Source organism: Paenibacillus sp. Soil724D2 (assembly GCF_001427935.1).
Classification (GTDB): domain Bacteria; phylum Bacillota; class Bacilli; order Paenibacillales; family NBRC-103111; genus Paenibacillus_E.
In genome coordinates this window covers 45,972-69,541 of the sequence record NZ_LMRY01000020.1, presented here as the reverse complement: position 1 = coordinate 69,541, position 23,570 = coordinate 45,972, and the positions used below count along the sequence as shown (strand labels likewise).

General features: G+C 42.5%; 20 protein-coding genes. 19 read left to right on the top strand and 1 reads right to left on the bottom strand.

Annotated elements, in window-relative coordinates; translation table 11 throughout:
• The first annotated feature begins 140 nt into the window (after window positions 1-140).
• From ASG85_RS18265 to ASG85_RS18195, 17 genes are all read left to right on the top strand, one after another.
• The gene (locus ASG85_RS18265; protein ID WP_057303432.1) at window positions 141-320 is read left to right on the top strand and encodes an aspartyl-phosphate phosphatase Spo0E family protein; all 180 of its coding nucleotides are present in this window, start codon (window positions 141-143) and stop codon (window positions 318-320) included.
• A 183-nt stretch (window positions 321-503) separates the two neighbouring features.
• Window positions 504-1,169 carry a dienelactone hydrolase family protein gene (locus ASG85_RS18260; protein ID WP_060647377.1) on the top strand — a complete coding sequence of 222 codons (666 nt, stop codon included), beginning with the start codon at window positions 504-506 and terminating at the stop codon, window positions 1,167-1,169.
• Between the two features lie 49 nt (window positions 1,170-1,218).
• On the top strand, window positions 1,219-1,431 hold the full coding sequence (locus ASG85_RS39210) for a histidine phosphatase family protein (RefSeq protein WP_060647376.1): 213 nt from the start codon (window positions 1,219-1,221) through the stop codon (window positions 1,429-1,431).
• Complete coding sequence (locus ASG85_RS39930) at window positions 1,341-1,637, top strand: histidine phosphatase family protein (protein ID WP_414858758.1); 297 nt, start codon at window positions 1,341-1,343, stop codon at window positions 1,635-1,637. The genes ASG85_RS39210 and ASG85_RS39930 overlap by 91 nt, the downstream gene beginning before the upstream one ends.
• 188 nt (window positions 1,638-1,825) lie before the next feature.
• A complete protein-coding gene (locus ASG85_RS37985) occupies window positions 1,826-1,969 on the top strand; it encodes a hypothetical protein (protein ID WP_156396669.1) in 144 nt (47 codons plus the stop codon).
• Window positions 1,970-2,373: 404 nt separating this feature from the next.
• Complete coding sequence (locus ASG85_RS18250; protein WP_060647375.1) at window positions 2,374-3,942, top strand: FMN-binding glutamate synthase family protein; 1,569 nt, start codon at window positions 2,374-2,376, stop codon at window positions 3,940-3,942.
• Between the two features lie 590 nt (window positions 3,943-4,532).
• On the top strand, window positions 4,533-6,464 hold the full coding sequence (locus tag ASG85_RS18245; protein WP_060647374.1) for a fructose-bisphosphatase class III: 1,932 nt from the start codon (window positions 4,533-4,535) through the stop codon (window positions 6,462-6,464).
• A 1,314-nt stretch (window positions 6,465-7,778) separates the two neighbouring features.
• Window positions 7,779-8,393 carry a PH domain-containing protein gene (locus ASG85_RS18240; RefSeq protein WP_057303425.1) on the top strand — a complete coding sequence of 205 codons (615 nt, stop codon included), beginning with the start codon at window positions 7,779-7,781 and terminating at the stop codon, window positions 8,391-8,393.
• Window positions 8,394-8,425: 32 nt separating this feature from the next.
• Window positions 8,426-8,860: an AGE family epimerase/isomerase gene (locus ASG85_RS18235; RefSeq protein ID WP_060647373.1), complete on the top strand. Its 435-nt coding sequence runs from the start codon at window positions 8,426-8,428 to the stop codon at window positions 8,858-8,860.
• A 282-nt stretch (window positions 8,861-9,142) separates the two neighbouring features.
• On the top strand, window positions 9,143-11,248 hold the full coding sequence (locus ASG85_RS18230) for a hypothetical protein (RefSeq protein ID WP_063860325.1): 2,106 nt from the start codon (window positions 9,143-9,145) through the stop codon (window positions 11,246-11,248).
• Between the two features lie 83 nt (window positions 11,249-11,331).
• Window positions 11,332-13,014: a sensor histidine kinase gene (locus ASG85_RS18225; RefSeq protein WP_162257271.1), complete on the top strand. Its 1,683-nt coding sequence runs from the start codon at window positions 11,332-11,334 to the stop codon at window positions 13,012-13,014.
• A gap of 36 nt (window positions 13,015-13,050) precedes the next feature.
• The gene (locus ASG85_RS18220; RefSeq protein ID WP_060647371.1) at window positions 13,051-14,517 is read left to right on the top strand and encodes a response regulator; all 1,467 of its coding nucleotides are present in this window, start codon (window positions 13,051-13,053) and stop codon (window positions 14,515-14,517) included.
• Window positions 14,518-14,613: 96 nt separating this feature from the next.
• Window positions 14,614-16,587, top strand: a complete 1,974-nt coding sequence (locus ASG85_RS18215; RefSeq protein ID WP_200961688.1) for an ABC transporter substrate-binding protein — start codon at window positions 14,614-14,616, stop codon at window positions 16,585-16,587.
• Window positions 16,588-16,691: 104 nt separating this feature from the next.
• Window positions 16,692-17,690, top strand: coding sequence for an ABC transporter permease (locus ASG85_RS18210; RefSeq protein WP_057303420.1), 999 nt, complete (start codon window positions 16,692-16,694; stop codon window positions 17,688-17,690).
• A 63-nt stretch (window positions 17,691-17,753) separates the two neighbouring features.
• Entirely contained in the window at window positions 17,754-18,578 is an 825-nt protein-coding gene (locus ASG85_RS18205; protein WP_057303419.1) for an ABC transporter permease, read from the top strand.
• A 1-nt stretch (window position 18,579) separates the two neighbouring features.
• Complete coding sequence (locus tag ASG85_RS18200) at window positions 18,580-19,578, top strand: ABC transporter ATP-binding protein (RefSeq protein WP_060647369.1); 999 nt, start codon at window positions 18,580-18,582, stop codon at window positions 19,576-19,578.
• Window positions 19,568-20,545, top strand: a complete 978-nt coding sequence (locus tag ASG85_RS18195; RefSeq protein ID WP_060647368.1) for an ABC transporter ATP-binding protein — start codon at window positions 19,568-19,570, stop codon at window positions 20,543-20,545. The genes ASG85_RS18200 and ASG85_RS18195 overlap by 11 nt, the downstream gene beginning before the upstream one ends.
• Window positions 20,546-20,548: 3 nt before the next feature.
• Here ASG85_RS18195 and ASG85_RS18190 read toward each other — a convergent pair whose 3' ends face one another.
• The gene (locus ASG85_RS18190; RefSeq protein WP_060647367.1) at window positions 20,549-21,436 is read right to left on the bottom strand and encodes a helix-turn-helix domain-containing protein; all 888 of its coding nucleotides are present in this window, start codon (window positions 21,434-21,436) and stop codon (window positions 20,549-20,551) included.
• 190 nt (window positions 21,437-21,626) lie between these two features.
• Between ASG85_RS18190 and ASG85_RS18185 the strand changes: the two genes are divergently transcribed.
• Both ASG85_RS18185 and ASG85_RS18180 read left to right on the top strand, forming a co-directional pair.
• The gene (locus ASG85_RS18185) at window positions 21,627-22,709 is read left to right on the top strand and encodes a glycoside hydrolase family 172 protein (protein WP_057303415.1); all 1,083 of its coding nucleotides are present in this window, start codon (window positions 21,627-21,629) and stop codon (window positions 22,707-22,709) included.
• Window positions 22,710-23,128: 419 nt separating this feature from the next.
• The gene (locus ASG85_RS18180) at window positions 23,129-23,566 is read left to right on the top strand and encodes an RbsD/FucU family protein (protein ID WP_057303414.1); all 438 of its coding nucleotides are present in this window, start codon (window positions 23,129-23,131) and stop codon (window positions 23,564-23,566) included.
• Window positions 23,567-23,570 lie beyond the last annotated feature (4 nt).

The window sequence follows — 23,570 nt, the reverse complement described above, 5'->3', positions numbered from 1 at the left end:
GGCTTCTACCTTACTTATTTATATTGGGTGAAATAATATTATTTTAAACAAATTACTAATATTTTCCTAATATTTTTGAGTTAAAATACTAATTAGAGGTATCAACTTACGAAATATAACATAGAATGGAGAATGATACGATGGAATCAATTCTTCAAGAAAAAATTGAATCATTACGCTTTGAAATGATTAATCAAGCATTTATAAATGGAAGTCTGACACATGAAAAAGTCATATCAGTTAGTCAGCTCTTGGATAGATACATTTTACTTTATCAAAAGCTTATACTGAAAAAAGCCCAACTGAAGTTAATTAGTTAGTGTTGAGAACTAGCTACATATAGTATTGATGGTAAAATAAATAAGGAAAGCTATCCGTAAAAGGGTAGCTTTTTTCATTATTATAGATGATATAATAAGGTGAATTACAAAAAAATGGAATTTCAATCGAATAAATTCGGTGGCCATAATTCTCCCAATTTATCATTAGAGGTGGGCTATTAAATGGCAGTTAATAATTATGAGTTTCACAAAGAAACACCACAGAAAATGAGTGTAAAATATCAATTATTTTTACCTCATGATTATGAATCAAAAGCAGACAATAAGTATCCATTAATTTTGTTTCTTCATGGTGTTAAAAAACGCGGAGAGGATATTAGTGTGCTAGATGATTACGGGCTTACTTGGATTGCAGAAAGTAAACAAGAATTTCCTTTTATTGTAGCTACTCCACTATGTCCATCCGATTCTAATTGGGCGTTGGAATATCATTCGATCACAGCTTTGGTTAATGAAATAATAACAAATTATCGAATTGATTCTGACAGGATATATGTTACTGGATTTAGTATGGGTGGAAACGGTACATGGGATTTCGCTTCAAGATCGGCGGAACTATTTTCGGCTATAGTTCCAATTTCAGGGTGGTTCGATTCGGATAAGGCTATATTACTAAAAGATATACCTATATGGGCTTTTCATTGTGTAGACGATGATATTGTCCCTGTTTCAGGAACAAAGGATATGGTTAACGCTTTAATAAGTATTGGTGGGAATGTAAAATTTACTTACTATGCTGGATTAAAGCACGATCACCGAGTAATGCACGAAACATTCAATAATGCAGAACTATATACTTGGTTGTTGAATCAAAAAAGAAAAATATGACCTTTGGTGATTTTACTAACGAGAAAGTATTGTTTGGAGAGATGAATACTTGAAATTATCTGTTACAAGACATGGTCAAACTGAATGGAATGCTGAAAACAGAGTTTGTGGAGTAACAGATATCGACTTAACTGAACGATTGATAAAGAGGTTATTATCGACAACAGACTTATTGAACAAAACTATGGTGGTTTTGAAGGAATATCTCGAGACTCAGTGGATTTTAAATACGCCAGGAAACAGTTTCCAAGCAGACTTATAACAGGCGAATCATTATTCCAAGTTGCACATAGAGTATATGGCTTACTAGAAGATATTCGAGAAAAATATTCAACAAAAAACGTTTTATTTGTTACTCATGGCAGTGTGTGTAGAGTAATCAATACCTATTTTAATGAGCTATCTAACGATGAATACTACTTATATTACACAGGCAATTGTGAACTCAAAGAATATGAAATGCAATAACAAACTTCAAGGAAAACGTGTTAATCCATCATTTAGAACGAAAGTGAAGGAGCTTGCATCGCGGCAGCTCCTTCACTTTCGTTCATTAAAGTAACAGGCAGGTTTTCTTGGAATAATATGGATAAAGATTCCGCTTTATGTTAAAATGCTGAATTAATAAACTACTCTCATTGTGGAGGTTGAATTGTATGTTTGACTGGTTAGTCGAAATTGAGAAGCCAAACACAATTGAAGATAGCATGGACGGGGCATTAGAAATAAAACGAACGAGATCACAGTCCGATACTCATGATATGAGTGATGTTGTCAGTTGTTTACCGCATATTCTGTAATTATTGGAAGTGATGCATTGTCATAACTCCCGAACCCTAATGGGATTGCTTTAAACCTAATAGTTACTGTAACAGATTTATATCGAAACAATAATCTTAATCTTACAACTGGGAAGAGGAATGTAAAGTATTTTTCTACTGTATTCGCTCATTCGCTTTTTCTTGTGGTCGATACAAAGGACAATAGTGTTATTGGTCTTGATATTTTCGGATAGTTGGTTAAACTAACGGAAACGATAGCTTCATAACAAGTTCTAGCAGGCTGCCGGTGATAAATTCGGTGGCCTATTCCGCTAACGGGCAGAAATTTACGTAGCTAACCAATACTATCATCTTGGCTTAAAGTTGGAATAAGATGGAATACTAAATACGGTTCACTTTTAGCGACTTGGAGGTTTTTCTAAATGGTACATATTGTACTGATGGTCATTTTGATTGCTATCGTTATTTTGCCACCCCTCATTTTTTTTAGTTATATGTATGCTTTATCCAAAAAACCAAAGCATTCCATCATCCGATCCCACCCTTTCCTTGGTTGGTTGCGCTACTTGCTTGAAAAGCTCGGGCCCGAGTTCCGCCAATACTGGTTTGACAACGATACGGAAGGAAAGCCTTTCTCGCGAGCCGATTTTGTCGGTATTGTGTATGCAGCGAAATACAGAACAGATCTCATCTCATTCGGCGGTAGGCGCGATTATGAGAAGCCCGGTTTCTATTTGTCAAATGCCATGTTTCCGAAATTAACTAGTGAGCTTAGGGTGGATAATAATAGGATGATACCCGGAAAAAAATATGTAATTACCGACGAGGGGCTTTTTACTCGGAAGGAAAAATTCGTAGAAGAACAAGTAAAACCTTGGTTGCTGGATGATGATGATGTCATTGTAGTAGGCGGAAACCGCAAAAACCCTTGGAGGCTCAAGGGAATGTTCGGCGCTTCGGCCACTTCCTACGGAGCAGTCGGCGAGCATTATATTCAGTCCACAGGGAGCGGTGCATGTATGGCTGGCGGCTCATGGATCAATACAGGTGAAGGCGGGGTTGCGGATGTACATCTTGCCTCGGGGGTCGATGTCATTTCACAAATTGGGCCTGGCATGTTTGGCTTCCGAGATGGTAGTGGCCAGTTCTCAATAGAAGAATACAAGCACAGAGCTAAGGTCCAAAATATAAAGGCATTTGAATTGAAGTTCCATCAGGGCGCCAAAATACGTGGCGGTCACCTCGAAGGTTCAAAGGTAACCGAGAAAGTCGCAGCAGCTCGCTTAGTGCCCGTTGGTAAAACGGTGAATTCACCGAATCGGTTTGAATTTCTAACCAATCCGATGGAAGCGCTCCGTTTCATAAGCACCCTCCAAGAAGAGGGAGGCAAACCGGTGGGCATCAAAATCGTCGTTGGCGATCCGAAGCGACTAGAACCGTTTTTCCATTCTATGATCGAATTGGATATCTATCCGGATTTCATTACTGTAGACGGTTCTGAGGGTGGTTCTGGAGCGACTTTTAAAGCGATGGCGGATGGCATGGGATTACCGCTCTTTTCCGCTTTGCTCATCCTCGACGATATAGCTAGAAAATTCGGCGTGCGCGACCGTTTCAAAATTTTCGCTTCCGGTAAACTCATAACGCCTGATAAAGTTGCAATTGCACTAGCATTGGGCGCCGACTGTGTCAACTCTGCTCGCGGCTTTATGATGGCTAATGGCTGCATCATGGCAATGCAGTGCCATACCGGAAAGTGCCCGACCGGCATTACAACTACTGATTCCAAGTATCAGGCTGCTCTGGCGCCAGAGGAAAAGCAATGGCGGGTAATGAACTACATTCTTCAACTGAGGGAAGGTTTATTCTCTCTTGCTGCGGCCTGTGGCTTGGAAAGCCCACGTGGATTTAGCCGAGAACATGTAGTGTTTACAAAGGAAAGCGGTCAATCCGTGCGAATCGTTGATTTGTTTCCTTATCCAGAATCCTGATTAGCTGCTGCATTGCAGCACTATATTCAACTAACGGAAACAATAGGACAATAAATTAAGTCAGGCTGCCGGTCACGTCGACAGCCTTGCTGTAATAACGAGTATAATAGTATTTGAACAAAATGAAAGCTGCCTTACCGATCGACAATCGGATTGTTGAAGGTAGTTTCCCATTTTCATTTGGATGGAAAATTATTCTCAGATAACGCCTGTTGTTTGTCGTTGATGTTCGAGCATCAGAGAGATCGTTTTACTTCTGAGTAAGGAAGCGATCCACTCTTATTGTTTCAACTTTAAAGCGGAAAACTTCTTGTTGGTTTGAAGCAATTTTCCATTTATGCGTATATGATTTTTCAACACTTCAAACCCCCATTTTTTTGACATTCATGGTCTCAATATACAATACCATGCCATTTTCTATTATAACTGATATTTCAGTTATAATAGCTGTTAGTAAGAGTACCAATGGGAACCTCGGAAACCTAATGTATTTCCCTTTACTGTTTGCACTAAGCTTAAAGGTACGTGGCTAGCCCCATTTAAAAAACCACTTATACATCACCATATTTCCTTGAAGGGGGACATCTGTTTTGGATGCGCAGTTTCTAGATTTATTGGCCCAGAAATATGATACGGAAGAAAAAGTTGTAACAGAAATCATCAACCTTGAAGCGATCTCCAATCTTCCCAAGGGAACTGAGCATTTTGTCAGTGATTTGCATGGGGAGTTCCAGGCTTTTCAGCATGTACTAAGAAACGGTTCAGGTACCGTAAAAGAGAAAATCAAAGCCTTGTTCCGTGAGGTTTGGACGGATCATGAAATCAATGATTTTACGGCGTTAGTTTATTATCCGGAAGAAAAAATACAGCTGGTTAAAGGAGACCTGTGCAATAAACAAGCCTTAAACCGATGGTACAGACGAACGATTGAACAAATGCTTAAGCTCATTTCTAATGCCTCTTCCAAATATACGCGCTCGAAATTGCGTAAAGCTCTGCCGGAGGAGTTTGTATATATTGTAGAAGAGCTTCTATACAATACGGATTCAACCAACAATAAGGACCCTTATTACGAGGAAATATACCGGCAAATTATTTCCTTGGGCCAGGCGGACAAGCTCATTATCGGCCTTGCTTATACGACCCAGCGCCTGGTGGTTGACCATCTTCATGTGGTCGGAGATATCTATGACCGCGGGCCGGACCCCGATAAAATTATGGACACGCTGATCAACTACCATTCTGTAGATATTCAGTGGGGGAACCATGATGTCCTGTGGATAGGCGCCTATGCGGGTTCCCTGGTCTGCCTTGCGAATATTATCCGGATCTGCGCCAGATACGACAATCTGGACATCATCGAAGACGTATATGGAATCAATCTTCGCCCACTGCTGAACTTGGCGGAGAAATACTATGATGACAATCCGGCCTTTAGACCGAAGCTGCAGACCGACCATAACGGTTCGGAGCAGGAAATCCTGCAGATTACAAAAATTCATCAAGCCATTGCCATGATCCAGTTTAAGCTTGAAATCCCTATTATCAAGAGACGCCCATACTTTAATATGTCTGAAAGGGTTTTGCTTGAGCAAATCGATTACGACAAAACTGAAATCAAGATCGGCGGAAAAGCTTACCCGCTGAAAAACACCTGTTTCTCAACCGTAAATCCGCAGCAGCCTGAAAAATTGCTGGAGGAAGAACAGCAGGTGATGGAAAAGCTGCTGTTCTCCGTTCAGCATTCCGAAAAGCTGGCCAGACATATGAATTTTTTTATGAAAAAGGGCAGCCTTTATCTAAAATACAACGGGAATTTGTTATTTCACGGCTGTATTCCTTTGGATGAAGAAGGAAACATGGAAGAAATGCAGATTGAAGACAAGACGTATTCGGGCCGTAAGCTGCTCGATGTTTTTGAATATTATTTACGTTACGCCTTTGCGCATCCGGAAGAGACGGATGATCTGGCTACGGATATGGTATGGTACATCTGGACAGGGGAATGTTCCTCGCTATTTGGAAAGAGAGAAATGACCACATTTGAACGGTACTTTATCCAAGATAAAGAAACCTATAAGGAGAGAAAGAACCCTTATTACCATTTGCGTGAAAATGAGGATATCTGCCGGAAAATCCTGTTGGAATTTGATATGAATCCGGATCATGGACATATCATTAACGGCCACACGCCAGTTAAAGAAATTCGTGGAGAGAACCCCGTTAAAGCAAACGGGAAAATGGTTGTCATTGACGGCGGTTTTTCCAAAGCCTATCAATCCACAACGGGCATCGCCGGATATACCTTGTTGTATAATTCCTTTGGCATGCAGCTCGTTGCCCATCAGAAATTTATTTCAAAAGAAGATGTGCTATGTAACGGAACGGACGTATTGTCGGTAAAAAGGCTGGTGGACAAAGAACTGGAGCGGAAGCTGGTGAGGGAAACCAATGTCGGGGAGAAGCTGCTGCAGAAAATCTCAAATTTGAAGAATCTCCTGGATTATCGCTACATGAAATGAAACAACTGTTACAGCCGCGTTACGATCCCTCGAAATGATTCAGTTTGCTCACTCAGACTCATGAATTCGCAGGATTTCATCCTGTAGATAGTATGAAGAAGTGGATGGAGGAGGAGCCGGTAGCTTGGGGATGGGGAACTGGGCATGCATCAATTAACAAAATTGGAAAGTAGTAAGTAGGGGGTGAGTAGTCTAGCTTACGACTGCTGTCTAGTGACAAGAATATAGACCGATAAGCATCCGCAGAAATTGCGGATTTTTTTACTTTATCGGAATAAATTCTTGTCATTTCTCAAAGACAACAATTTGTCCGATTGCCGATCGAGGCCAAGAATATGGACTGGTTACCGGTACCGGTTGACAAGAACATTATCTCATTCACGAAGGATTGTAGGAAGTTGGAAGCCCATCGATTAAAATAACGGGCAGATTAGCTCAACAATAGACCACTGCGAAAATGCCGCAGGAATTACGGTACTAGTACCTGGTACTAAATTATAAAGAATGGTACAGTTGAAGTATTTTATTATTTCTGGTACATCTCGCGGCCTTGGCGAAGCAATTGCTGAACAACTCATTGATCCAGAACATCATCTGATTTGTATTTCAAGGAGAAAGAATGATACTTTAATTTCAAAATGTAATAACATCGATTATTTCTAGTTGGACTTAATCAATGTAGACGAAATTGGTAAACGGGCAGAATTGCTCAACACATGCGGGTATTTTTTTCTCTTTTAAGGAGGACTATCATCCAAGAATTGTCTCTGCTAGTTTCATATATTGTAAAGATTATTCACCAATCCATTGGTCTATTCCGCCAACTTAACAATACCCGGAATCAGAATTGATGGAGCGCTTATCTTTCCCTTTAATGTTAGTGGATCCGATTACAACGTTCCAGCCCCGCCTAACAACGAGCTTATTTATTCCGCATTTGTAAGTTCTAACAGCACGCAGCCAATTCGGATCGGTCCGGAAAGTTTTAACGCTACCGCCTATTGTGACTTGTAATTTGAGAATAGAATAAGAGCCTTGATAGTTTTGAATTAATCTAATGGAAACCAAAAAAGGAGCAGCAGCATATAAAGCAGCTCCTTTTTTGGTTTCATTTCGGTAAAGGGCAGGATACGATCAACAGTCTAAAGCTTTTCCTGATATAATTAGGACTCATAACACTCTAATCACTGCAATCCAACTACTTATGTAAAATCTACCATTAATGTATAATAAGGTAACACTAAGGATCGGTTTTTCTAATTCCCGAGTTGAATACCAACTTATCCTTATTTCCAAAATGAGAGGATGATTCCATTGTTCAAGAAGTTTGCGGCAGATGCATTAGGTTTAAGTGATATCGGTAAGGTAATTAGTCCGAGTGATTTCGACAAGGTAGATTCAGATGATTATGTCATGCATGAGGATGGCGAGAAGATTTTCTTCATCATTAAGTCTAAGAAAGACGAATACTGCTTTACCAACTTTGCCCTAATCCACCTTGATGGAGATAGTGCTATTAGCAGCAAGCGTATGCTGAAACGTTACAGCTACCACACAAATGCAATTTCCAAGGTGTATTTGGAAACTGCAGGAACTATCGATCTTGACGTCGAGATCAAGTTCGTTATCGGTGACGTCAACTTCTCAATTGATGTGGACAAGAAGCAAATTGAGCAGATCAAAGACTTGTATAAAGCCTTAATTAAGATTTCTGAGACGGTAGCACATAACGAGGACTTGTTTGGTTACGCGAAGCAAAGCGTAGTTATTGCTAAAGAAGCGACAGGCCGTATCACAACTCAAACTACTTCCCCTGTAGCCCAATTCGATGCAATCAACGAATCTACTTACAATTGGTTGAAAACTAAGCACTCTGAGTTAAAGGTCAAGGATTTCGGTTACATTTTCGAACGCTATATTAACAACTAAATGTGAAATATTTTGGATGCTGCACCTTTTTGATGGAAAATAAAGGGAATTCGAAGCTAACCGCTTCAAACGACCGGTATGATTCCAGCATTTTCGCCGATTGCTTTGTCGACAGGGAGGGAGGTCCTCCGGGAAGGAACAAGGAAGGCGTTGAACATACATCCATGGTAAAACAAATAGAACAGAATTGGGATTCTAAATTGTGGTGGCCTCATTCCGAAGCGCTTTATACAACAATGCTCCTCTATAAGTTGACGGGAGATCCGGAGTTATTGGCTCAGTACAGCAGGCTTCAGGATTATTCGTTCAAGACTTTTCCCAACCCGGATCGCAGCGTTGGAGAGTGGATTCAAATTCGCTCGCGAAGCGGCAAATCGATCAATCAAGTCATCGCGTTGCCTGTAAAGGATCCTTATTATATCATTCGCAACGTCATTTTAATCATTGAATTGCTTGCAAGTAGATAAAAGCCTTTTAAAGTGGATTATATTCACTTGAAAGGCTTTTTTGATTGTATGTACCCGGCTTCTGAGAAAGTACGTATTCGTTTTCGTGAATAGCAAGAATGGATAATGAATAACAAATACCAACAAAGAAAATAGGTAAGTAGTCTGATAATATTAGCAATGTAATCGGAGAATGGTTGCGATTACAAGGAGGTGAGTCGTGCCCTTGTTGAATGAAGATCGGAGAACATAGCCTCAGCAGAAAATCCGAGAGAATTTTAAAGAAGAAGGTGGATAAGTGATATGAAGATATTTAGGAAAAAAAGCAAATTCGTAATTCTGGTTTCAGTGGCTTCTTGCTGGATGCTTGCAGGTGCGCCGTCATTACCGGCGCACGCAGTCGTGCCGCAGGACAGCACTTTTTTCTCCACAACAGCAATCGAGTCGTCGGATACAATCAATACGGCTTCACAAGGCGATTTGTGGGCATCGTGCTGGGCAGATGACGGCCATCTGTATGCGGCCAACGGAGATGGAAAAGGCTTCACGCTAGGTTCCACCACTCCGAACAGCATACCACCCGCGCCACCGAACCCGGACATCGCTGTAAACCGTATTACCGGAAGCATTGGCAACCTTGGCGGCATGACACTCGCCACCAATAGTGCAGTTGGGCAAATTTGGAACACAAGCGGCGCCTATAATCGCAAGCCGACCGGGATGGTGTGCGTGAACGGAGAGCTCTATTTGGCCGTACAGGATTTAAACCTCGACTTCAATGACGCGCCGAATGCGACGATCGCGAAATCAACAGATCACGGTACGACTTGGACATGGAACACAGCAGCTCCGATGTTTAACAATCATACATTCACTACGATTATGTTCCTTGACTATGGACCCAATTCTGCATGGAACACGTTCGACAATTATGTATACGCTTACGGGCTCGACAATAACTGGCGGGATTCGTTCGACAATACGGTGTCCGATCCCAACAAGCTGTTCCTCGCAAGGATACCGAAGTCGAGTATCCAGAATCTTACGACCTGGGAGTTTTATACCGGGGACTTGAATGGTAACGCGACCTGGTCGAATGATATCAACCTGCGCAAGCCTGTGCTTCAGAACGACCGACGCATATACGTCAGCACCCGTGACTCCGCCCATCCTGGCAATACGTCTGTCTTATCTCAGGGCGGCATCGTCTATAATAAAGCATTAAATCGTTACCTGTATACGTCTTGGACGGAGTACACGTTCGAATTTTATGAAGCGCCGCAGCCCTGGGGCCCGTGGAAGAAGTTCATGACCAAAGATTTTGGCGGGTACCCTTGGTCGGATACGAAGAATGGCGGCTACACGACGGTTATTCCTTCTAAGTTCATTAGCGCGGATGGCAAAACAATGTACGTGCAGTCTAATACTTTCGTGGGTGGAGCAACCAATTATAATTTCTCACTGCGCAAGTTCGTCGTAGAGCCATACGTTTCGACGACGGCGGCGAACGCGAAAAGCGACACAACCAACTTGGCATCTCCGGCAAACGGCACGAAGCCTATTGAGAAGGTTGCGCATTACGGCAATACACAATTCTACAACGACAACAGCACCATGCAAAATGAGGATAGTTGGGATCAAGAGAACAAGACGACAGACTGGTGGGGATATACGTGGCCTCGGAATTACAACATGAACAAACTCGTCTACACAACCGGGCAAATATTTAGCGACGGCGGCTGGTTCAGTGGCGACTTGAAGGTGCAGATACGCCGTAATTCGCAATGGGTAGATGCAACGAACGTGCAGGTCGGGCCGAATTACCCTTATAACAATACAGCCGGTTCGAACAAAACGTACACATTTACCTTTGACGACACATGGGGTGACGGCATTCGCATCATCGGTATACCCGGAGGCAGTGGAAAATTTACCTCCATCAGTGAATTATCGGTCTACTATGCGAGCGGCGTTGTTCAGGACACGGGCTTTGAGAAACAAGCTACCGCAGTGGTTTCCACGCCCTGGACCACGGATGGGCCTGATAATAAAAGCATCGACCGGGGCATCGGTTTAGCGCACAGCGGGGCGAACAATGCTTGGATCCATACATCTTCAACGAATTGGAACGCCCTTATGCAGCAAGTGTACGTTCTGCCAAACACCAATTACGTATTGAAGGGCTGGATTCGGAACTCGAACAACTTCTCGGGCGGTTTCTTCGGCGTACGCGATTCATCCGGAGGCGTCATTAGCGAAGTTAATTATGGAGGTTTACTGAATTATACGCAGCAAACAGTCTCATTTAATTCTGGTTCTAATACATCTGTAACCCTATTCGTCGGCTATTGGGCACCGGGGATTGACTCATGGATTCAAGTCGATGATATCGTTTTGGAAAAACCATAACAGCGAGTGTTTTCAGACAAACTTCCAAGGGGGATAAATGGGATTACAATTTGAGTATGAACCTCTTTGCAAAGGAGAATGGCATGCATACTTCGCTCAAGTCGAAGATCATCCTATTTTTTATACTTTTTTCCAGTCTTATCTTACTGTTGCAGATCGGGATATTTCAGCATTGGATGGGCGCCATTATTTTAAAAAAGTCGGACACCTATTTTCAAGAAACCGTTAATCAGGTTGGAAAACGGGTGGAGCTTCAAACGAAGCAGTTTATTAATTTGGCAGCGGGGATGAGAAATAATCAAGTTGTGAAAAATTATTTATCGGATCTTAAAAATCATACGATTAATTATAATATCGCCAAATACAAAATCAGTAATGAAATATTAAGAACAACCAATATGGAATGGATAGACAATATCTACATCTTTCCAGTCAGCTCACAGCCGATTAATTTATACTATTCGACTGCTGTTTTTGAAGTGGATGATACGATTAAAAAGTTGTTAAATGAGGGTTTCAAAAACAATCCAGATGAAATGGTATGGACGGATTTACAGTCGGAACCGTATTCCTTCTCCGCCCTTTGTCTGATTCATGAAAAAGATCGTTTGGGCATACTCAAAATTAGTCTGAATGAACTCCTTTTTAGTCAGATTTTAGATCAAGTGCATCTGGGAAAGGAAGGGAAGGCTTATCTTGCCAAAGATAATATGATCATTTACGCGAAAAATCGGGAGTTCATTGGAAAACCGGTGTCCGTTCTGGACAATATGCTCAGTTCCCAAGTGGAATATGAGCTCGAGGAAAAGGGGTGGAAGATCATTGGTGCTGTGCCTCAAGCCGAAATTCTACATCAAATCGACCAATTCAATCGGATTTTTATTTTCATGGTCATCTGTATTCTAGCGGCTATTATGGCATTCGCGATCGCTACGGCACAGGTCGTTTTGCGGCCTTTAAGAAAGATCATGAGAGGGATGGAAAGTGTTCAGCAAGGCAACTTACACGTTGTTCTGGATCATAAAAGCAATGATGAATTTAGAACGATCTTCTTTCATTTCAATTACATGGTAGAACGTATTAATCATCTGATTGAAACGATCTACCAGCAGCAGACGCATCATAGGAAAGCGGAATTATTGAGCTTACTCTCCAAGTTAAATCCCCACTTCCTGTACAATTCGTTAGATATGATTTATTGGAAGGCCATTATGAAAGAAGAAGAGGAGATTGGAGGAAGTATTGTTGCCCTCTCCAATATTCTCAGGTACTCGATATCGCATAAAAATGAGTTTGTGACAGTGACAGAAGACATGGAACAGTTAGCGAACTATTTGATTATCCAAAGAATGAGATATGAAGATAAATTGCAATATAAATTTGAGATTCAACATGAGATAGCGGACTATAAAATTCCTAAGCTGGTCATTCAACCATTGGTGGAAAATGCGATTAAATATGCCTTCCAGGATATGAAGCATGATGGAATTATTCATATTCGGGGTTATATGGATGCGGATGGTTTGTATTTTGAGGTGACCGACAATGGGATTGGTATGTCAGAGGTGAAAATTCAGATGCTCTTGTCTACTTGCGAGTCTGTAAGCGAGGAAGCGGGGTTGGGAATCCAACTCGTTCATCAAAGAGCGAAGTATATGTATGGAGAGGAGTATGGAGTTTCTATTGTAAGTGTAGTCGGAAAAGGAACAACAATTAAAGTGAGACTGGGCATAAAAAAAGAGATGAATCTGGCGACAGTAATGTGAGCGCTATCATTAAATATAAAGAGGGGGAACCTTTATATGCTCAAAATGATGCTCGTTGATGATGAGAAGACCGTTTTACAAGGAATCTCACATATTTTGAACAAATATTGCCCGAATTACGAAGTAATAAGCATGGTTCAAAGCGCTGCGGAGGCACTGATCATTCTACAAGATGTTTGCGTCGATGTCGTGATTACGGATGTGAAAATGCCTGATATGGACGGAATTGAACTTACGAAACAGATTCGGATGTTATACCCGCAAACCGAAGTGGTTGTTTTGAGCGGATACGACGATTTTGAATTCGTCAGACAGACAATGAAGAACGGGGCGTATGATTATTTATTAAAGCCGTGTCATTATCAGAGCATTTTGGACATTTTACGTAAGCTTGAAGAAGGTATCATGCAGCGTGATAAAAAAGCGGCTATTTCGGACGAGCAAGAATGGTTCGAAAAGTATGCCGATTACGATAACCTAAAAATGGCCGTCGTTTCTGTTCAAGGATTCACAGATTCTGGATTTATGGAGCATCTCAAACAAGAATTAAAAAAAGGAAATATGCCGAAGGAATATGTTGAATGTATCGCGGTTGATCATCATTACGTAATTCTTTTTCAACATTCCTTAGATGTATCCGCAGCAAGGCAACGATTTTACGGTTATCGTCAAAGCTTGTTACAGAGAGGTTATTCCACGAATTGGGCCGTTGCCGACTGCCATCGTGGCACGGCGCGCTTGAAACAAACGTTTGATTTTTGTGTGGAAATGATTGACTTTCTACAATTCAATGAAACGACCATCGTTTTAGATGTGGAGATGTACCAGAAATATGTGGACCAGCAAAAAACACAGCATTTTAGTCATTATTTTTCAAGCGAGACACTGGGGAAATATTTACTGAATGGAGATTTCGAAAAATTAAGTCACTATCTGGAAACGAAGTGGAGTCAACTGTCTCACAGAGACTCTATCTGGGATCCGAAATTACTGAAGAATGAGGCAGTGAAAGAAGTACTGTATTTGGAACATCAATTGATGGATCATGGACTTCAACCTATTTGCGGGGAATTTACGGATTATATTGAAAAAATCAATCTGTTGCCCACAAGCCGAGCGTTATTGGATTGGTTGAAAAATATGATCATGAACATTGTTACGAATTTGCTTGTCGAAGGGCCTACGCCTCAGTACATTCATGTTGTGAAGAAATATATCGAAACTCACTATATGGAAGATCTATGCTTGAAGACGGTTTCGGACACCGTATTTCTGAATCCATGGTATTTTAGCACCCAATTCAAGAAATATATGAATGTCACTTTCAGTGAATATTTGAATCAAGTGAGAGTGCGTATGGCAAAGCAATTTTTAAGACAAAGGGATTTAAAAGTGTATCAAGTGGCAGAAATGGTAGGTTTTCAAGATGCTGCTTATTTTAGCACCGTGTTTAAAAACGTTGAAAATATGAGCCCCAAGGATTTTCAGAAAACGGTTTCATAAAAATGCTAATGCTTTTAAAAGAAATCAAAGATTATTAAAATTTTTAATTTTGCACACCTGATACAATCTAATAAATCGTACAAAGGAGGAGTCGAAGTGAGAAAAAAGCAAGGTTTTATCAGCTTGGTTTTAACATTAATGCTGCTGATGAGTGCATGCAGTGAAGAAGCGACTAATACGCAAGAGCCTGCAAGCACGGACTCGGGTAAACCAATGGCAAGTGCAGCTGCAACTGCTGCAAGCACTGCGGGCGACGGGAAAATGACCGATGTCGGTACGCCAAGAAATCAAACACTGATTGTCGACATTTTGAGCGGTAAAACCGCTGACCCGGATCTGGTAAATCCATACGTGCCAGGTGCGGTGCCGATGGATGCCGGGTTCCATCAATTGATTTTCTCAAGCTTATGGGAAATTAATACGGAAAAAGGGGAACAAATTCCCGACTTGGCGGCGACATTTCCGGAGCCACTGGACAATACCAATACGAAATTCAAATTCAAGCTGCAAGAGGGCTTAGCTTGGTCCGATGGTGTGGAATTCACGGCAGATGATGTTGTGTACACATCAGATATGATCATTAAAACGAAAGAACTCGGATACAGCGGTTATTACGCGAGCCTCGTGAAAAGTATGAAAGCTCTAGATAAATATACGATCGAGGTAGAAACAGTTAACCCTGAAACCAGATTAGCCCAAAAATTAGGTGTAGTCATCTGGGGAACTGCCTTCCGAGTCATGCCTAAACATATTTGGGAAAAAGAAGATCCGACGAAATTTAAGTTCAAGGATCCTGTCGGTCTCGGACCGTATACGTTGAAATCACGTGATCCTCAGGGGAACTGGTTCCTCTATGAGAAACGTAAAGACTGGCAAAAGAGCGATATCGGTAAAATCGTTGGCGAGCCAGGCGCGCAATACATCCTGTTCAAGTTCTTCGGGCCGGAAGAAAAACGGATCATCGCATCCATTCAACATGATATGGACATTCTGCAGGATATTACGCCTGAGAGCTGGGATGTACTCCGTCAAAAGAACAAAACGGCTCTTGCCTGGTATGAAAACTTCCCTTACGCAGATATGAATGACCCTTGTGAACGAGGTATGTCCTTTAACGCCTCGAAAGCTCCGTACAATAATGAGGATGTACGCTGGGCGATGGCTTTAATGACGGATATCAAGAACGTATCCTTGGCTACCTTCGGCGGGATGCTGAGAGTTTCACCGATTCAACTGCCTCCGATCTCTGTGCTGCAAGAGAAATACCACAAGCCTATGTTGGGTTGGCTTAAAGATTTTCAACTGAGCGACGGTTACAAGCCATTTGACGAAAGCTATGCGACAGACATGGTGGAAATGTTGAAGCAGCAAGGCATTAAAGGTTTGCCGACGGATACGAAAGAAGCTGTAAACACCTTTGGAGTAGGTTGGTATAAATACGATCCTGCCGAAGCCGGTAAACTGCTTGAAAAAGCCGGATTCAAGAAGCAAGGCGACAAATGGTTGAAACCTGACGGCACGCCATGGAAAGTGACGATCAATGCACCTGCCAACTTCGAAGTGCAATCCATGCGACTTGCATTTGCGGTAGCAGACAGCTGGAAAAAGAACGGCATTGACGCAAATGTACAACAAATGGATGGCGCTACATTCTGGGATAGCGAATCTACTGGCGCATTTGAGGTTGGTTCCTATTGGCCGGCTTGCGGATTGCTGCCTGACAGCACCGCTAACTTCCAAGGATGGCACAAACAATACATTGTTGATAACGGAAAACAAGCGCCAGGTAACCGCAATCGCTGGGCCAACGACAAAGTAAGCTCATTGATCGACGAGTTAGCCGGCATGCAAAGCAGCGACCCTAAGGTTATTAGCCATATTACCGAAATCAATAAGGAATTCGTTAAGGGTATGCCGTTCATCCCTATGTTCGGCACCTCGAAGTTCGTTCCTGTCGATACGTATTATTGGACTGGTTTCCAAACATCTAAAAATGCATTTGAAGGCCCGTGGTGGTGGTGGTCACAGTTTAAATACTACACGCCTCACTTCAAGCCTACGGGTAAGTAAAGCCTTATTTTCCAACATAGGTCGCATACCGGGCCCGATTGGCTCGGTGTGCGATTTTAGCCTTACCATTGGATCTAGATGTTAAATGAGGGGAAGTGACTCCTGTGGGATTTTATAAGTTTTTACTATCTAGAGTAATAACGTTTGTACTCGTCATTTTTATTGGCATCACAACGGTATTTTTTGTGCCGAGATTTTTACCTTCTGATCCCGTGGAAGCAATGATCGGTCGAATGACTTCCAAATCGGCTTTTATGGAACCGACAGCAGTTGAGTCCATGCGTAAAACATTAAACGAATCGTTCGGTTTGCAAGGGTCGATCATGCAGCAATATTTCGGTTTTATCAAAAGAGTTGTTTTTACCCATGATTTCGGACCGTCCCTGGCTAATTACCCGACACCGGTAACCGAGCTGATTGGCCGTGCTTTGCCGTGGACGATGGGATTGCTGCTTATTTCCACACTCATTTCTTGGCTTATCGGAAATGCCATAGGTCTCTTGTCAGGATTCCGCAAAGAGAAAGCGTACTCCAAAGTGCTCGAAGCCATTTCTATCGCCTTGTATCCAATCCCATATTATATATTTGCATTAATTTTAATCATGCTTTTTGCGTACATCATTCCCATTTTTCCGCTTTCTGCGAATTTTATGGGAAAAGGTTTTTCCTGGGAGCATATAAAGAGTCTGCTTGTTAACTCGGCACTACCGGCGCTTTCCATTGTTTTAGTCGGAACCGGCTGGTGGGTCATTAGTATGAAGACGTTGTCTGCAGGCATTGCAGAAGAAGATTACGTGCATTTCGCCCGCTTGAAAGGGCTGAAAGAAAGAAAAATCATGACCAAATATGTGCTGCCGAATGCCGCTTTGCCTCAAGTTACAATGCTCGCGCTGCAACTCGGGAGCATTTTTAATGGCGCATTGATAACGGAATTCTTATTCGGCTATCCGGGCATAGGAACTTTAATCTTTGGAGCCATTTTACAATCAGATTATAATTTAATCATGGGTACAATTACCATTTCGATTATTGCTGTGGCAGGCGCGACATTTATTATAGATTTCTTGTATCCGTTCCTGGATCCCCGGGTGCGTTATAAGTAGCAAGCGGATGGCGCTTTGTGGTGAAGCCAGTTTTGCTCCGCAAAACTCTCAGGAGGAAATGGCATGAAAAATTGGAATTTTCGTTTGAAAACCGGGGTGTTCATTTTGGGGATCTTTCTGATTTTAGGATTCATCCTTCCCCTTTTTCACTCTGGCAACCCCACCGAGTGGGGAACATATCCGAAAAACTTAAAACCGAGTTCAGCACATTTTTTCGGTACGACCAATCTTGGTCAAGATACATTTTGGTTATTGGCTAAGTCTATACAAAACTCCTTTATTATTGGGATTATGGTTGCCTTTTTCGCAACGGTGATTGGTGCGCTGCTCGGTCTCTTAGCAGGATTTAAAGGTGGATTTCTCGACAGATTGATTACGCTGCTTACGGATTCTTTTATCGTGATACCCTCCTTGCCCATACTGATTCTATTAGGGAGCTTGATGAAAGGAAGAGCCTCGTTATTTTACATCGCTCTAGTTTTAATTATTTTTAACTGGCCGTGGCCAGCAAGACAGCTTCGTTCCATGGCATTATCGTTGAGTGAGCGAGAGTTTATCAATACCGCTGTGTTTTCAGGTGCAAGCACAATGAAAATTATTATGAAAGAGATATTTCCCTATGTTGCGGGATGGTCTGTTGCCAACTTCGTCAATACGATCCTGGTTGCCATAGGCTCCGAATCCGGTTTGGCCGTAATCGGAATGTCCAGCAACGAAAAAGCTACACTGGGAACGATGATCTACTGGGCAAACCAGCATCAGGCTATGTTAGCTGGACGATGGTGGTGGATCGGTTCACCAGTAATCGCAATTGTTCTGATCTTCATTGCACTGTTCCTGACTATGACGGGATATCAGCAATATTCTGCGTTAAGGAGGGGGAAATAACATGCTGCGATTAAAAAACGTAAGCGCACAATACAACATGCTGACCGAATACGTAAAAGCCGTGGACCATGTCAATTTTGAAGTTCGAAAAAACGAAATTTTTGGCATTGCGGGTGAGTCGGGCTGCGGCAAATCGACATTGCTGAAAGTCATGTACGATTTGATCAACTATCCCCTGGAAATTTTAGAAGGCTCCGTAGAGATCCACTCGACAGATAAAAATGGCAATCCGCTGGTTTATAAAAACGGCGACATCCACAAAAGTTGGTGGAAGATCATTTCTTATGTACCGCAGGGTGCGATGCACGTAATGAATCCTGTGACCAGAATCAAAAGCCAGTTCTTCGACGCAATCAGCAAATACCATGATAAAAAGAACAAAAAAGAGCTAGAAGCCGAAATTGCGGCCTATTTGAAAGAATTAGAGCTTTCGCCTGAGGTGTTGAACGCTTATCCCCATCAATTAAGCGGAGGAATGCGGCAGCGTGTATTGATTGCACTGGCTACGTTTCTCCATCCGGAAATTGTACTGGCTGACGAACCGACTACCGCATTGGACGTTATCGTCCAAAGAGGAATTTTGACCATGCTGTCCCGCGTCCAAAAGAAAATGGGGAATTCTATGGTCATCGTATCCCATGATATGGGTGTCCATTATCAAATCACGAATCGAATGGGCATTATGTATGCTGGGCAAATGATCGAAGTTGGACCGACGGAGCAGATCTTTACTAATCCCCAGCATCCGTATACCAAAATGTTAATTAACGCATTGCCTAAAGTAGGTGACAACAGTCAGAAGGAAGGAATTCCAGGCACGCCTCCTAGTTTGAAACAACCCCCTGCAGGATGCAGGTTTGCTGCAAGATGCCCTGTTGCTATGGACTTATGCCGCACAAGGGAACCGGCTCGATATGAGGTTGGGGCCGATCATTTTGCCAGCTGCCACTTGCTGAGTGATATGGATATTGCCGCGGAGGTGGAGAGACATGGCGCATAATCGGTTGGAAATCAATAATCTCTCACGGCAGTTTAAAATCGGCGGCATGCTGTTGGGCAAGAAAATCGTAGCTGTAGACAAGATCGACCTGAAATTGCCTGGCGATAAACCGCAAATTATGAGTATCGTAGGCGAATCCGGATGTGGGAAAACGACACTGGCCAGAATGATTCTGCGACTTCAGGAACCGTCATCAGGCGAGATTAAGATAGATGGAATCCCTTTGTCTTATTACGACAAACGAAAAAACCGAAAAGATTTCCTAAAGAAAGTACAACCCATTTTCCAGAACCCCTTCACCTCATTCAGCATGAGAAAAACGGTGGACACTTATTTATTTGAGACAGCATTGAATCTGGAGATTGCCAAGAATAAGCAAGAAGCCCAAACGGTTGTAAGTGAAGTCTTACATTCAGTTGGGCTTGAACTTGACCATATTAGAGGGAAATATCCGAATCAATTTTCCGGCGGAGAGCTGCAAAGGATTTCTATCGCGCGTGCATTGATTCCTAAACCGAGTTTGATTGTCGCCGATGAACCTGTAGCGATGATTGATGCTTCTCTACGTATGAATATTGTGAACTTATTTAAAAAGCTCAAAGACGAGTACAAGGTTAATTTTATTTACATTACGCACGACCTTTCAACTGCCTACTATGTTAGCGACTATATTGCGACGATGTATCGCGGGCAATTAATTGAGTTCGGCGATGCAAAACTTATTTTGAATAAGCCATCACATCCGTATACGGAATTATTGTTAGATTCAATACCAAGAGTTGGAAAGAAATGGAATGAAGATATCGTGCTTCCTGATATGGAAGACAAGGAGTACAGGCTTGACGGCTGTAAATTTGCAAATCGCTGTTCGTATGCCAAGGATATTTGCCGTTCGATGAGTCCCCAAAAGGTCCATCTCGAGAAGGAACACATGGTTCTTTGTTTTAAGCACAATGATTACAGCTAAATACTAGATACCTGGAAACGTCTGCATGAATTGCCTGGGTGATATACCTTCTGATTGTTTGAAAGCCTTACTAAAGGCGAAAACACTGCTATAGCCGATCTTTTCTGCGATGGATGACAAGGAAAGCTGGCTGTAGATCATGAGCTCCTTTGCTTTTTCAAACCGGTATTTCATTTGGAATTGATGGGGCGAGAGACCGAATTTTTGCTTGAACAGTCTCGAGAAATGGTAAACGCTCAGACAGGCTAATTTTGATAAATCATCAAGGCTGATAGGCTGGTCGTAGTTTTCTTTGATGTGTGTTACGGTGTTTTCTAAAGCGGTCTGATGAAGGATAGACGGAGAACTAGCGGTCGGCTCCAGACCTTTCAAAATGAGATACAGGATTCTAAGCGTTAGGGATTTTTGAAGAATTGGGAAATCCGTAACACATCTTTCATAGGCATGAATCAATTGAACCAGGCTTATATGAACCTCGTTATGATTCTTAATCCGGATGACATCGGGAATGTTTAAAATATTGCCGAGAACGTCCGGACGAATCAAGGTAGTCTCGTATTCCAGACATTCTGTCTTACTTTTGAAATTAATGGGAACATCTTCAAAATTGTCGTAGTACAGCACATCAAAGTGAATGTGTGGCATCCAACTCTCACCTGTAGATCCTAGAAATTCATGCTCCTTCCCCGGCTTAAAAAGAACGATATCACCGGGCTCAAGTGTATATAGTGTTTCTTCAATTCGGACTCTCAGTAAGCCTCGTTCCAAATACAAAAGCTCATAATCGAAAATAATCCTTGATTTCAATTTCATTTCGGGTACACGATGGTTCCACGCTCTGCGTACGTTGGGTGAAAGATGCATGAAGAGATTTTTTTTATCAGTTTCCATGAGATTCTTCGCCTCCAATAAAGCAAGAATGGATATGTTTTAACAATTATGGCCAAAGCAAAGGACAGGCAAACTTGATAATATTATTACGGTAAACGTTTACATTATATAAGGGATAACAGGTGGAGAGCAAGAGGCGAACCTAAATTTATGAAGAACTTAATTAAATAACGGATAGGAGAGAGACTGGATGGTTATGTTTAATGGTTTGGATATGGGGATGGGAAGTTTAGCACGATTATCGAATGCCAAGACGCGATCAATTAGTGCGGAGAATTTTCAAGGCGACAATGGAAAGGGGGGCATGGCGGTAGATGGAACGGGCGCCGATTGCGCACGGGATTTGGGCGTCGGCTGGAAGTTGTCCCCATCTGTAGAGATTAAGGCTGGTTCAATTTTTACAATGGCGGAAATCGAAGGGCCTGGAGCCATTCAGCATATTTGGCTAACCTGCTTCCCTAGCCATTGGCGCAACCTCATTATCCGCATGTACTGGGACGAGGAGACGGAGCCTTCAATCGAAGTCCCGCTCGGCGACTTTTTTTGCAATGGGTGGCAAGAACGATGTAATGTCAACTCGATTCCGATAGCTGTCAATCCAGCAGGGGGAATGAACAGCTACTGGTTAATGCCTTTCCGCAAATCTGCCAAGATTACTATTGAAAACCTTGAACCGGATAAGGTCGTCCTGTATTACCAAGTCGACTACACGTTGACTGAAGTACCGGCAGACATGGCTTATTTGCATGCGCAATGGAGAAGAAGCAACCCTGTACCTTATAAAGGGGTTCATACGCTTATCGACGGCGTGAAGGGCAAAGGTCATTACGTAGGTACTTACTTGGCTTGGCAAGTCAACAATACAGGCTGGTGGGGAGAAGGAGAAATTAAATTTTACATGGACGGTGATGACGAATTCCCGACGATATGCGGTACTGGAACCGAGGATTACTTTGGCGGGGCTTGGAATTGGGAGCAACCACAGGGGCAGTATGGCACTTATTCGACACCATTTCTGGGAATGCACCAGGTCATTAAGCCTGACGGTCTATACCGCAGCCAGCAGCGCTTTGGCATGTATCGCTGGCATGTAATGGATCCGATCCGTTTCGAGCGGGAGCTAAAGGTGACGATCCAGGATTTGGGCTGGCGGTCCGGAAGAAGATATTTGCCACAGCAAAGCGATATAGCTTCGACTGTGTTCTGGTATCAGGCGGAGCCTCATGCGAGTTTCCCCGAACTGCCAGGGAATGATGAACGGGAGGTCATTTAACGATGTGGCTCGAAGGGACGGATCGTTTGGCTGAGCTAGGCATAGACAGGATATAGCAAATAGATAGGTTACAAACTATGAAGGCACAATTCAGACCACCTGTTCGGACTATTCATGTCCTTAAAGGTGGTTGGTTGTGTTTGGGTACATGAAAACAACGGAGGATTATGAAGTTTTCTTTACATTTGTTGTATAACCCGCGAATATTTAAGTATAAGTGCAACGAAAGTGGAAATGTAACGGGAAATTTTTTAGGCAGGGGAGACTATTTTTGTTCTCGAAAAATGCGTGGGATGAATAAGCAAAATGTGGTTGACAGACGAAGGTTTGTGGAATTAGAATGTATGTAAACGATTACGTAATCGATTACATATTAGTAAATTAGATCCTTGTTGCTGTAAGAAGAGAGGTTGAGAATCTTGTTAAAAGGGATACCGAGTCTTATATCACCCGAGATGCTTAAAATTCTCATGGAGATGGGACATGGGGATGAACTGGTTCTAGGCGACGGCAATTTTCCTGCGGCCAGTTGCGCCAAGCGATTAGTAAGGGCAGACGGGCATGGAATATCCGCGTTTCTTGAGGCTGTGCTTAAGCTTTTTCCTCTCGATACGTCAGCTGATGCAGTCACCGTCATGCAAGTAGATCCCGGCGACCCTGTTGTGCCTGGCATTTGGGAAGATTACAAGCAAATTGTTCAGCGAGCCGCGAATCAACCTGTTCCAATCGTGGCGTTGGAACGTTCCGCTTTTTATGAGCGATGCAGAAATGCTTACGCGGTAGTGGCTACCGGTGAAAGTGCCTTATATGCCAACGTAATGATAAGAAAAGGTATCGTTACATCAGATGACCAGTAACACA

Excerpts from the sequence above, each read along its gene's own strand:
- ASG85_RS18265 (WP_057303432.1), top strand. The coding sequence starts at position 141 with ATGGAATCAATTCTTCAAGAAAAAATTGAATCATTACGCTTTGAAATG.
- ASG85_RS18260 (WP_060647377.1), top strand. The coding sequence starts at position 504 with ATGGCAGTTAATAATTATGAGTTTCACAAAGAAACACCACAGAAAATG.
- ASG85_RS37985 (WP_156396669.1), top strand. The coding sequence starts at position 1,826 with ATGTTTGACTGGTTAGTCGAAATTGAGAAGCCAAACACAATTGAAGAT.
- ASG85_RS18250 (WP_060647375.1), top strand. The coding sequence starts at position 2,374 with ATGGTACATATTGTACTGATGGTCATTTTGATTGCTATCGTTATTTTG.
- ASG85_RS18235 (WP_060647373.1), top strand. The coding sequence starts at position 8,426 with ATGGAAAATAAAGGGAATTCGAAGCTAACCGCTTCAAACGACCGGTAT.
- ASG85_RS18230 (WP_063860325.1), top strand. The coding sequence starts at position 9,143 with ATGAAGATATTTAGGAAAAAAAGCAAATTCGTAATTCTGGTTTCAGTG.
- ASG85_RS18225 (WP_162257271.1), top strand. The coding sequence starts at position 11,332 with ATGCATACTTCGCTCAAGTCGAAGATCATCCTATTTTTTATACTTTTT.
- ASG85_RS18220 (WP_060647371.1), top strand. The coding sequence starts at position 13,051 with ATGCTCAAAATGATGCTCGTTGATGATGAGAAGACCGTTTTACAAGGA.
- ASG85_RS18205 (WP_057303419.1), top strand. The coding sequence starts at position 17,754 with ATGAAAAATTGGAATTTTCGTTTGAAAACCGGGGTGTTCATTTTGGGG.
- ASG85_RS18200 (WP_060647369.1), top strand. The coding sequence starts at position 18,580 with ATGCTGCGATTAAAAAACGTAAGCGCACAATACAACATGCTGACCGAA.
- ASG85_RS18195 (WP_060647368.1), top strand. The coding sequence starts at position 19,568 with ATGGCGCATAATCGGTTGGAAATCAATAATCTCTCACGGCAGTTTAAA.
- ASG85_RS18190 (WP_060647367.1), bottom strand. The coding sequence starts at position 21,436 with ATGGAAACTGATAAAAAAAATCTCTTCATGCATCTTTCACCCAACGTA.
- ASG85_RS18185 (WP_057303415.1), top strand. The coding sequence starts at position 21,627 with ATGGTTATGTTTAATGGTTTGGATATGGGGATGGGAAGTTTAGCACGA.